The organism is Komagataeibacter intermedius TF2 (genome assembly GCF_000964425.1).
Lineage (GTDB): Bacteria > Pseudomonadota > Alphaproteobacteria > Acetobacterales > Acetobacteraceae > Komagataeibacter > Komagataeibacter intermedius.
The window spans coordinates 1-11,349 of sequence record NZ_BANF01000128.1; the positions used below are offsets into that span (position 1 = coordinate 1).

Sequence of the window (11,349 nt, forward strand, 5' to 3'; positions counted from 1 at the left end):
CTCGGCCACGAAGTGAGGCTGATGGCGCCACAGCTTGTCAAACCCTGCGTCAGGCGCGGATCATCTCCCCCAATACCTGATCAAAAGGGAACACCGCCATATCCTGACTGCTGATTGCCGTGCATCTGGCATGGCTGCACAGGGATATGCACATGCCGTACCGGCCCCTGAACAATATCCTACGATCATAAACCTCACGCCAGCAAAGCTGCAAGAAGCCTTCCCGTAGAAGTATAAATCGAGGGAACAGGCTGCTTGCAACAGTCAAAAGCGGGATGGATGCGCTCGCCGGAAAAACAACCCGTAAGGTCATCCTCCCGGCCACGGTTACGCCAGCAGGTCAGAAATCCGCGCTGATGGTTCCATAAAAGGACCGGGGCGCACCAACCTGCAGGCTGTTGTAATCACCCGAAAGCGGGTTGCCACCACTGCCCATGTTGGAGATGTAGCGTTCATCGGTAATGTTGTAGATGTTGAAGTCAAACTTCAGGTTCCGTGCAACCGACACGTCATGCAGGGTGTAGCTGACGCCGAAATTCTCCAGCCAGTAGGACGGAACGCGTGAATCATTATTATAGCTGAGGTATCTTTTGCCCATGAACAGGGTATCGAAGTGAATGTTGATGCCCTTGATCGAATAGTTGAGGGAGTTCTTGTACATCAGGTGGGCGTAGTTGGGTTCCTGCTTGCCCTTGAGATTATACAGGACGCCGCCTGAAATCAGGTTGTTTTCAAACTTGGAGCTATTGTAGCTGATGCTGTTATAGATCGACAGGTGACGTACCGGAATGAATGTCACGCTGGCATCCACACCGTTCATGTTGACGCTGCCAACGTTCTGGAACAGCGAGTGCGCCGTGACCAGCGGTCCCACCGAAATCGACTGCTGGCGGTTTGAAAAGTCGGTATGGTACAGGTTCAGCAACCCGATGACACGACGTGTCTGCAGGCGGTAGCCAATTTCATATACCCAGTCGGTTTCAGGCCGGATGTCTTTCTTCAGGGCATTGAAGTCGGACTGTGTTTCAGCACCCCACGGCGAGAACATATTATAGCCCCCTTCTGGATAGGCCTGCATGTTCTTGGAAATATCGAAATAGAATTCGTTATGCGGGGCAAAACGCCAGTTCCCGCTGAACTGCGGCAGGGCAGCTGCTTCCGCCGTAAGCGAACCGGCCGGGATCTGATTGCCACCCGTATAACGTGCATCGTTATAGGTCACACGGTCGCTTGCATTGACGACCATGGTGCGGAAGCCGGCATGCAGGGTCAGGTTGGGCAGGACCTTATAGGTATCCTGCAGGTGAAAGACATAGGTATTCGTGTTGAAGGCTTCGCCATACCCGATCATGAACGGCTCACCCTTATGGGCGATTTCGTTATAGGGCGTGCCATTGGCGGAATTGGGTTCGTTGAAGTAATCCATTTCCGGGCTGTAGGTGGAGTTCTCGTACCAGAAACCTGCATCAAAGGTATGATGTTTGAAACGGTAGATGAGATCGGTCTGGAACCCCAGCCTGCGTGAACTCATGGCCTGGTCCTGCGCTGCCAGCGGCGCACCGCTGGGTGAACTGACATAGGGCGATGTCCACCACGCATCGTAACGCTTGCCCACACCATAGAAAGTGGTCTTGGACTCAAGGTTCTTGTTGAGCTTGCTGTCCAGGCTCATGCCGCCCACGTAATAGGAACTGGTTTCGATACCACGGTAATAGGCCGCGTTCTTCGGATCGGACAGGCCCTGATACTTGGCGGGATAATTACCGTTGGCCGCATTCAGCGCCGCGCCGTAATTCGGATAGTAATAATCTGAATCGTATCCGACCTTGTTCAGCATCTCGAGCGAATTGTCGAGGTAGGAGGCCGCCGCCTCGCTCGACCAGTCGAAATAGGCCTTGAAGGTGGTGTGGTCGTTGATCGGCTGCACCAGCTTTGTGTTCACCATTTGCTGAAACTGTGAATCCCCGCCCAGCCACTTGTCCTCGGCGCGACGGTCATAGGAAATATAGAACTTCGTCCCGCTCCTGTTCAGCTTGCCGCTGTCAAACCGTACGAAAGTACGGAACGCATTATAGCTGCCGAATGTCTGCGAAACCTTGCCACCCATCCTATCGCTGGGGTCATCGCTGTAAAAACGTACCGTGCCGCCAAGGTTGCTGGTGGACGGGGTATCAAGCCCGCCGGCCCCCTGCGAGACATCGGTATGGGAAATGTTCTCATTGCTGATCACGCGGTTGACGGGCACGCCATCGTGGGATTCATATCCCTGACCACCCAGCGAGATGCCATCAACGGTAAAACCAAGCTGATCACTGGTAAAACCGTGCATGTAGAAGCTCTGCGACCACAGATCGATGCCCAGCGGATCGGATGAACTGAACTGTACGCCGGGCATGTTCCCCACCGCCTTGAGCGGCGTGGTGCCGGGCACGAGATACTGCAGGTCACGGCGGGAGATTGACTGCATCTGGCGGGTTGAACCTGACCCCACGACGCTGATCTTTTCAGGTGCTGCCGTGGCATTGGCGCCTGCATGGCTGGCCGTGTGTGCGGCCGTGTGTTTGGGAGTGGTCTGTTCTCCTGCTTTCTTGTGGGGATCGGATGCGGCATGCGCGAAGTGCTGGGTGGAGAGTGCCAGCATGATGATCGGGGACAGGGGCAGGTGCAGATATTTCACATGCTTCCAGATCATGCATGTATTCCTTTCATACTAGGGGCGGGCGGGTAGACAGGCTGCGTTCTTGCGCAAGTATCTGTTTTTGAAATCTGTTCTCTGGCGGTGAATATCCGTGCATCCCCCACGCGGATGAAACCTCCTCCGGTTAGCGGGATACAGCCGATTTCGGCCTTAATGTTGTATACGCTACTTTATGCACTCGCCCCTTTGGAATTGTTTTTATACGTTACATATTCGAAATAGGACGAATTGTGTCTTTTTAGACACAGCCCATTCGGGCTTTATCTGATTTCAACCCGCCTTAAACAGAGAAGGTCTTTGCTTTTGTGAAATCGAACACCCAATAAATACCGTTTATAAACATAATGTTAGTAAAAATTATGACGTATCTTACGAAACGGCATGGGCAATTTTTCCTGCGCGTGCCCGACTGGCCTTGCTTTTCTGGCAGGGGAAATTTCTCGGTTTTCAGTTACTTCGTATGGCGAAATTGTAATAACGTTACTAAAGGAGAATAAATCTTGATTCTCCCATATATGGCGTATACGTTATATATCATGAATTAACGCCTGGCGGTCGTGCGTGTCCGCCAGGTCAAGCAGAAAGCAGGATGAATGGAACGCTCTCTTCGTATTGGCGTTGTCGGCGCCGGACTGGGTGGCACGACTGCGGTGGGCCTGCTGCAGCGCGCGGGATTCAATGTGGTGCTGTATGATCAGATGCCCGCGTTTTCCCGACTGGGGGCGGGTATCCAGCTTGGTCCCAATGTCATGAAGATCATGCGTCGCCTCGGTATTGAAGAGAGCATGGCCGCAGTCTCGAACGAACCGCAGTACTGGTGCAGCCGCAATGGGATGGATGGCGTGTACCTGTCGCGCATTCCGCTCAATGCAGACCGTGCGCGTTACCAGGCACCCTATATCACCATCCACCGTGGCGAAGCCCACCAGATCATGCTGGGCGCAGTGGATACCGCCAACGTGCAGTTCGGCAAATGCCTTGCCGACCTGCATGCGCATGACAAAGGCGTGCGACTGTCGTTCATGGATGGCACATCCGATGAGGTGGATATCCTGATTGGTGCCGACGGCCTCAATTCATGCGTGCGTGCAAAGCTGCTTGGCCCGGAAGACCCGCTCTTTACCGGGTGGATCGGCCATCGCGGCATGATCAAGGCCAGCAAACTGGCGGGGCTGGATGTGGGTGAATGCGTGAAATGGTGGTCATCCGACCGGCATATGATGACCTACTTCCTTGATCGCAAAAAGGAAGAATTCTATTTCGTCACTGGTGAGCCGGCCGAAAGCTGGCCGCTGGGCGTTTCCTGGGTGCCAAGCACGCATGCTGAAATGCACAAATCCTTTGCCGGTTATGACCCGCTGGTCCGAGCCTATATCGATGCAGCCGAAAACATTACCAAATGGCCGCTTTATACCCGCAAGCCGCTGCCCGTCTGGCACCGTGGCCGTGTGGTCCTGCTTGGCGATGCCTGCCACCCCATGAAGCCGCACATGGCGCAGGGTGCGGCCATGGCAATCGAGGATGCGGCCATGCTGGTGCGCTGCATGGCCGAAATCGAAACGAACGATCCCAATACCTGTTTCGAGGCCTATCGCCATCACCGCATGGGCCGCGCCTCCCGCGTGCAGGAAGTATCGAACGCCAATACATGGCTGCGCACGGATGAAGATCCATCATGGGTCTATGGCTATGACGTCTATGGTGTCGATCTGCACGCATAAGCCGTTGCCCGTGTGGCCGTGGACTGCCATGGCCACACGGATGTCCCGTCTGGTGCCCCGACCCACCCGCAGGCCCTATTCATGGAGCAGGCCCGATGCCCTCAATCAGCGATGCAGAACTCATTCAGGCTTGGACGCAGGTGCTTGGCCTGTCCGGCATGGCCGCAGGCCAGAGTGTTACGGTCCTGACCTCGTCCGAGACCAACCGCCAGACCATGCGCTGCGCCATCATCGCGGCCGGGCTGAAGGGGCTGGTGGTCAACCGGCTTGACCTGCAGCCCACCAATGGCGGCCTGTCGCTTTCACGCGATCCGCTGGCCTATGTCGGCACCACGCCGCTTACGGGCAACCGCGCGGCCATGGCGATCCTGAAGGAAAGCGATCTGGTCCTCGACCTCATGACACTGCTCTTTTCGCCCGAGCAGCATGAGATACTGGCATCAGGCGGTCGTATCCTGCTGGCGGTGGAACCACCCGAGGTACTGGTGCGCCTGCTGCCTACGCTACAGGACCGTGATCGCGTGCTGGCGGCCTCCGCCGTGCTGCGCGCGGCGCGTAGCATGCATGTCACGTCCGATGCGGGCACGGACATGCAGTGCGCTCTGGGCGATTTCCCCATTCTGGAGGAATACGGTTTCTGTGACCGTCCTGGCCGGTGGGACCATTGGCCCAGTGGTTTCCTGGCCACATGGTCGAATGAAGGGTCAGCCAATGGCACCATCGTGCTGGATCGTGGCGATATCCTGCTGCCGCATAAATCCTATGTGCGCGATCCGATCACCTGCACCATCCGCAATGGATACGTGACCGATATTTCCGGCGGGCTGGATGCGGATCTGCTGAAATCCTACATGGACTCCTTCCACGATCCCGAAGCCTATGCCCTGTCGCATGTCGGGTGGGGACTGCAGGATCGTGCGCACTGGTCGGTCATGGGGTTCTATGATTCCGAAAACACGATCGGCATGGATCCGCGCGCCGTAGCTGGAAACTTCCTGTGGTCCACCGGCCCGAATAACGAGGCCGGGGGCACACGCGATACGGCCTGTCATATCGATATCCCCATGCGCAACTGCACGGTCATGCTTGATGGCAGGCCGGTAGTGGAAAAGGGGCGTGTAATCTGAAATCGTTTCTTTAAAGTTATGATAAGATGTAAAATTCGAAAAGGATAGACAATGCCCCCTATCGAGACATCCACCCCCGAACTGGACAGCGCACTATACCACCGCCAGGGCTTTGGCAGGTCGCTTGGTCTTGTGGGCAGGGCTGGCCTGCTGATTGTCGATTTCGTAAACGGTTTTGCCGATCCGCAGCAGTTCGGTGGTGGCAATATTCCCCCCGCCATCGCCCGTACTACGACACTGCTGGCCACGGCGCGCAGGCAGGGATGGCCGATTGCGCATTCGCGCATTGTCTTTGCCGATGACGGTGCGGACGCCAATATCTTTTCCGAAAAGGTGCCCAGCATGCTGGGCCTGACCGAGCATAATCCCGCAAGCGCCATCGTGCCCGAACTGACGCCTGTGCCGGGTGAATACGTGGTGCGCAAAACTGTACCCTCCGCCTTCGCCGGGACACCGCTGGCAAGCTGGTATGCCGCACAGGGTGTGCAGACCGTAGTGGTGGCAGGCTGTGTAACCAGTGGCTGCGTGCGGGCCAGCGTGCTCGATGCCATGCAGCTTGGCTTCCGCCCGATTGTAATTTCCGACTGCGTGGGGGATCGCGCCATCGGCCCGCATGAAGCCAACCTGTTCGACATGAGCCAGAAATGCGGCGATGTGATTACGCTTGACGCGCTGCTGGAACAGCTTCCCGCTACTGCGCAGGCGGCACGCTGATGCGCGGGACGCCATACCGGATCGGTCAGATCGTACCCAGTTCCAACCTGACCATGGAAACCGAAATCCCGGCTCTGCTGGCAGCGCGCCAGTTGGTACGGCCCGAACGGTTTACCTTCCATTCCGCGCGCATGCGCATGAAGACGGTACGCAGGGAAGAACTGGCGGCCATGGATGCGCAGTCCGACCGCTGCGCGCTGGAACTGAGCGACGCACAGGTCGATGTACTGGGCTATGCCTGCCTTGTGGCCACCATGTCCATGGGGCCGGGCTATCATCGCGTTTCGGAAAAACGGCTGCATCAGTGCACGCTCGATAATGGTGGTCCCGCCCCGGTCGTAACCAGTGCTGGCGCGCTGGTGGATGGGCTGCGGGTGCTGGGTGCGCGCCGCATCGTGCTGGTTGCCCCTTACATGAAACCCCTGACACGGATGGTCATCGACTACCTGACGGATGAGGGGTACGAGATCATCGACCACATCGCGCTGGAAATACCCGATAACCTTGATGTTGCCCGCCATGATCCCGGTCGCCTGCCCGATATCGTGGCAAAGCTGAACCATGCCGATGCTGATGCCATCGTGACTTCGGCCTGCGTTCAGATGCCCTCGCTTCCCGTTGTCCCCATGATCGAGGCGCAGACCGGCAAGCCCGTGCTGAGTGCCGCCATCGCGACAACGTACGCCATGCTGACCCGGCTGGGGCTGGAACGCATCGCACCCGGCGGCGGCGCGCTGCTGTCCGGTGCCTATTGATTATTTGAAACAGGAATCCGTCATGACCTCATCCTTTCAGTATGGTGCGAATGTCCATGCCAATGGCATCCGCCAGCATTACCTGCGCTATGGGGGCAAGGGCACGCCGCTGGTGCTGGTGCCCGGCATTACAAGCCCTGCCATCACATGGGGTTTCGTGGCCGAGGAACTGGCCCGCACGCATGATGTCTACGTGCTGGACATACGCGGGCGCGGCCTGTCACAGGGGGGGGATGACCTTGCCTATGACCTGGATGCCTATGCGGGTGATGTACGGGGCTTCATTGATGCGCTGGGCCTGAAGGACTGCGTGGTGCTGGGCCATTCCATGGGCGCGCGCATTGCCATCCGCCTCGGCCGCCAGGATGCGTCCGGCATCGCGGCCCTCGTTCTGGTTGATCCGCCGGTCAGTGGGCCGGGTCGCAGGCCTTATCCATCCAGCCTGCCATGGTATGTCGATTCCATCCGCCTTGCGCGCAAGGGCATGGATGCCGAAGCGATGCGCCGCTTCTGCCCCACATGGACCAGGGAACAGCTCGAACTGCGGGCCGAATGGCTGCATACCTGCGAGGAACTGGCCACCCGCATTACCTATGAAGGTTTCCATACCGAGGACATCCATCAGGATATTCCCCACCTTACGGTGCCCACCTATCTCATGATCGCGACGCGCGGCAATGTCATCCTGCCCGAGGACGAAGCCGAGATCGCGGGCCTGCTGCCTTCCATCGTCATGGACCGGGTGCCCGATGCGGGCCACATGATCCCGTGGGACAACCTTGCCGGTTTCATGACGTCGTTCAACGGTTTCAAGCTGTCCTGATACCATGACCGCATCCGCCCTGTAACGGGGCGGATGGCCGAAGAACGGGCGCCTGACATGGCGACGATCAAGGAACGTACTGGGCCTGAGCAAGGTGTTTTGATGAATGCGACCCTTCCGACCGATGCGCCGCGTATGAATAACGTCCTCGCTCCCGTATGCGGTCGCGTGGCATGGCGGTTGCTGCCGCTGCTGTTCCTCGGGTTTCTGGCATCCTACCTGGACCGGGTGAACGTGGGCTTCGCCAAGTTGCGGATGCTGTCCGACCTGTCCATGAGCGAGGCCAGCTACGGGATGGGGGCGGGCCTGTTCTTCCTTGGCTATATCGTATGTGAAATGCCCAGCAATGCGCTGATGGTACGCGTGGGCGCACGACGGTGGCTGGCGCGTATCCTGATTACGTGGGGGCTGTGTTCAGGGGCAATGGCGTTTGTCCGTTCCCCGGCCGAATTCTATGTCCTGCGACTGCTGCTGGGCATTGCCGAGGCCGGTTTCATGCCCGGCGTACTGTTCTATCTCTCGCAATGGTTTCCACCCGAATACCGTGCGCGTGTCACCGCGCGGTTCATGGTCGGCATTCCGCTGGCCAGTGTGCTGGGTGGCCCGTTATCGGGCATGATCCTGGACATGATGGCGGGATATGGCGGAATCGCGGGCTGGCGCTGGCTGTTTTTTGTGGAAGCGGTGCCACCTGTCCTGATCGGGATTGCCGTTTTCCTTTATCTGCCCGACAGCATTGCCCAGGCGCGTTTTCTTACGCCTGCGCAGAAAGCCCTGCTGGCGGCACGCTGCGTACCCGTGGACCATACCCATTCCCTGCGCGCCATGGTGGATGCCCTGCGTAACAGGCGCATATGGCTGCTGGGCCTGGCGGATGGCGCGTTGCTGCTCGGGCTGTATACCATTGCCTTCTGGCTGCCATCCTTTCTGCGGGAGGCCGGTGTGGTGTCTTCACTGCAGGTGGGGCTGCTTACGGCCATCCCCAACATTGCCGCCGCCATCGCCATGATCGTCAACGGGTGGCATTCGGACCTTAGGGGCGAGCGCAAGCGCCATATTATCGTGCCGGTCCTGATTGGGGCGGCGGCACTTGCCCTGTTGCCGCTGGCGCAGGGTAGCGTGATGGTAGCAATCATGCTGATTACGGTTGCCAACATGGGAATCCTTGGCGCACTGCCGCCATTCTGGACGCTTCCCTCGCTCATGCTGCCGGAAGCGGCGACAGTTGCTGCCGGGCTTGCGCTGGTCGGGGCCATCAGCAACCTTGCCGGTTTCATGGCGACCGACCTGATCGGGTGGGCGCGCAGCATCATGCCGGGCTCCTGGGGGATTTTTGTCGTCTTCGCCGGGTGTGTCGCCATGGGGGCCGGAATGGTCGTGACCATCCCGGCCCGGTCGATCAATGTTGCCCGCACTGCCCCGGCGGAACACAATGGCTGATAGCGCTGCAGCCAATGGACCGCGCGCCACGCACGCAACGGGCAGGACTGTAATATGACCGAGACAGACGACACGACATACACCACCTATGACCTGCATGAGCAGATCGGCCACCTTCTGCGCCGGGCGTACCAACGTCATACCTCCCTGTTCCAGACCGTCATTCCCGATGATCACCTGACATCCGTCCAGTTTGCGGTCCTTGCGACCGTATTCAGGGAAAAGGAAGGTTCGCTCATTCATATCGGCCGGATTACGGCAATAGACCATGCCACCCTGCGCGGCATCTGTTCGCGCCTGAAGCAGCGCGGACTGATCAATATACGCGGCAACCCCGACGACAGGCGCGAACGCCTGCTGTCGCTGAGTGAAAAGGGCATGGAAATGGTCCGGACCTACCTGCCCCAGGCCGCCCGTGTTTCCGAACTCACGCTTGAACCGCTTGATGCGTGCGAACGGATCGCGGCGTTACATGTGCTGCGCAAACTGGCGGAATAATACACTCATGACCAGGCGCCCGTATGGCCCCGGCATTCCCATATCCCAAGCAAGCAGGAGATCCACATGCATGATGGGGCAGGCACACCCGATACGCATCTGACCAATGCAGATCTTGCCCCTACCGACACGCGGACATGGGGATGGTTTGATTATGTCTCGTTATGGATGTCAAACATCCACAGCGTGGGCGGATACGTCACGATGGGCAGCCTGTTTGCCATGGGGCTGCCTGCGACGGATGTGTTCATGGCTCTGATCGCCGCGATCCTTGTCATTCAGCTTCTGTGCAACCTTGTGGCGCGTCCCAGCCAGATTTCAGGCGCACCCTATCCTGTCATGGCGCGTATGGCGTTTGGCGTGCATGGAGCACTTGTTCCTGCCTTTATACGTGGCATCATCTCAATTGCCTGGTACGGCATCCAGACTTGGCTGGCATCAAACGCGGTTGTTGTCCTGCTGCTGCGTCAGTGGCCGGAACTGACACCATGGGCGCAGGTCGGCATTCATGGTTTTGCCGGTCTGTCGGCGCTGGGCTGGATGGCCTTCATCATGCTGTGGATCGTGCAGGCTCTGGTGTTCTGGCGGGGCATGGACATGATCCGCCACTTTGTCGACTGGGCCGGACCCATCATCTATGTCGTCATGATCGGACTGGATGCGTGGCTGCTGTCGCGGGCGGGATGGGATCACTTCTCACTCGACATACCAGGCATTACGCACCACACGATTGCGGCGCGGATCATGGGCATGGTCAACGCGATTGCCCTTGTTATTTCCTATTTTGCACCCATTGCCCTGAATTTTGGCGATTTTTCGCGTTATGGCGTTTCAATGTCAGCCATCAGGCGCGGCAATTTCTGGGGTTTGCCGGTCAATTTCATGGGGTTTTCCCTTCTTACGCTTGTCACCATCGTGCTGACGCAACCCGTTTTTGGCCGTATCATCCTTGATCCGGTTGAAACCGTAGCCCAGATTGACAGCCCGGTTGCCGTTATTGTGGGTGTACTGACCTTTATCATGGCGACTGCAGGGATCAATATTGCTGCCAATTTTGTCTCGGCTGCGTTTGACTTCTCCAATCTTGCACCTCATCGCATTTCATGGCGCGGGGGCGGCATGGCGGCCGCGGCCGGGGCTGTCATAATGACACCGTGGAATTTATACGCCCGCCCCGAACTGATCCATCTGACACTGGATGTGCTGGCCACTTTCATCGGGCCACTGATTGCCATTTTACTGACTGATTACTATATCGTGCGCCGTGGCGTGATCGATGTGAGTGCCCTTTATCGTAGCCAGAGCAACCTGCCGTACTGGTACCACAACGGTATCAACCCGGTAGCCATTCTGGTGATGGTGATAGCGGTTATTGTGGGAAGTGCAGTTGTCTTCATGCCAGCATTGGAACCTATCCATAACCTGTCCCTGTTTATCGGTGGGGGGATTGCCGCGCTATTGTATGGCATAATCATGCGCCGACATTCATACCGACTTACTACTTTCCCTTCTTCTTAATACAGCCATTCTGAACTGCCCCGGGTTTACCGGAGAGTAAAACTCTCGGAGGATG

9 protein-coding genes are annotated in these 11,349 nt (G+C 57.8%); 8 read left to right on the forward strand and 1 reads right to left on the reverse strand.

Annotated elements, in window-relative coordinates; genetic code table 11:
• Positions 1-340 precede the first annotated feature (340 nt).
• Complete coding sequence (locus B7449_RS13665) at positions 341-2,692, reverse strand: TonB-dependent receptor (protein ID WP_039733251.1); 2,352 nt, start codon at positions 2,690-2,692, stop codon at positions 341-343.
• A gap of 599 nt (positions 2,693-3,291) precedes the next feature.
• Here B7449_RS13665 and B7449_RS13670 point away from each other — a divergent pair.
• The 8 genes from B7449_RS13670 (at position 3,292) to B7449_RS13705 (ending at position 11,294) form a co-directional block, all read left to right on the forward strand.
• On the forward strand, positions 3,292-4,419 hold the full coding sequence (locus B7449_RS13670; protein WP_039733250.1) for an FAD-dependent monooxygenase: 1,128 nt from the start codon (positions 3,292-3,294) through the stop codon (positions 4,417-4,419).
• Positions 4,420-4,514: 95 nt separating this feature from the next.
• A complete protein-coding gene (locus B7449_RS13675) occupies positions 4,515-5,546 on the forward strand; it encodes a M29 family metallopeptidase (RefSeq protein WP_039733249.1) in 1,032 nt (343 codons plus the stop codon).
• A 51-nt stretch (positions 5,547-5,597) separates the two neighbouring features.
• Positions 5,598-6,260 carry an isochorismatase family protein gene (locus tag B7449_RS13680; protein WP_039733248.1) on the forward strand — a complete coding sequence of 221 codons (663 nt, stop codon included), beginning with the start codon at positions 5,598-5,600 and terminating at the stop codon, positions 6,258-6,260.
• The gene (locus B7449_RS13685) at positions 6,260-7,015 is read left to right on the forward strand and encodes a maleate cis-trans isomerase family protein (protein ID WP_039733247.1); all 756 of its coding nucleotides are present in this window, start codon (positions 6,260-6,262) and stop codon (positions 7,013-7,015) included. Before B7449_RS13680 ends, B7449_RS13685 begins: the two co-directional genes overlap by 1 nt.
• 22 nt (positions 7,016-7,037) lie before the next feature.
• Positions 7,038-7,838, forward strand: coding sequence for an alpha/beta fold hydrolase (locus tag B7449_RS13690; RefSeq protein WP_039733246.1), 801 nt, complete (start codon positions 7,038-7,040; stop codon positions 7,836-7,838).
• A gap of 102 nt (positions 7,839-7,940) precedes the next feature.
• Complete coding sequence (locus B7449_RS13695) at positions 7,941-9,278, forward strand: MFS transporter (protein ID WP_235721269.1); 1,338 nt, start codon at positions 7,941-7,943, stop codon at positions 9,276-9,278.
• A gap of 54 nt (positions 9,279-9,332) precedes the next feature.
• The gene (locus B7449_RS13700) at positions 9,333-9,776 is read left to right on the forward strand and encodes a MarR family winged helix-turn-helix transcriptional regulator (protein ID WP_019090518.1); all 444 of its coding nucleotides are present in this window, start codon (positions 9,333-9,335) and stop codon (positions 9,774-9,776) included.
• Positions 9,777-9,842: 66 nt separating this feature from the next.
• Positions 9,843-11,294: an NCS1 family nucleobase:cation symporter-1 gene (locus B7449_RS13705; RefSeq protein ID WP_039733245.1), complete on the forward strand. Its 1,452-nt coding sequence runs from the start codon at positions 9,843-9,845 to the stop codon at positions 11,292-11,294.
• The last annotated feature ends 55 nt before the right edge of the window (positions 11,295-11,349 follow it).

Coding starts and splice junctions, on each gene's coding strand:
- B7449_RS13680 (WP_039733248.1), top strand. CDS start 5,598: ATGCCCCCTATCGAGACATCCACCCCCGAACTGGACAGCGCACTATAC.
- B7449_RS13695 (WP_235721269.1), top strand. CDS start 7,941: ATGAATGCGACCCTTCCGACCGATGCGCCGCGTATGAATAACGTCCTC.
- B7449_RS13685 (WP_039733247.1), top strand. CDS start 6,260: ATGCGCGGGACGCCATACCGGATCGGTCAGATCGTACCCAGTTCCAAC.
- B7449_RS13665 (WP_039733251.1), bottom strand. CDS start 2,692: ATGATCTGGAAGCATGTGAAATATCTGCACCTGCCCCTGTCCCCGATC.
- B7449_RS13690 (WP_039733246.1), top strand. CDS start 7,038: ATGACCTCATCCTTTCAGTATGGTGCGAATGTCCATGCCAATGGCATC.
- B7449_RS13670 (WP_039733250.1), top strand. CDS start 3,292: ATGGAACGCTCTCTTCGTATTGGCGTTGTCGGCGCCGGACTGGGTGGC.
- B7449_RS13700 (WP_019090518.1), top strand. CDS start 9,333: ATGACCGAGACAGACGACACGACATACACCACCTATGACCTGCATGAG.
- B7449_RS13675 (WP_039733249.1), top strand. CDS start 4,515: ATGCCCTCAATCAGCGATGCAGAACTCATTCAGGCTTGGACGCAGGTG.
- B7449_RS13705 (WP_039733245.1), top strand. CDS start 9,843: ATGCATGATGGGGCAGGCACACCCGATACGCATCTGACCAATGCAGAT.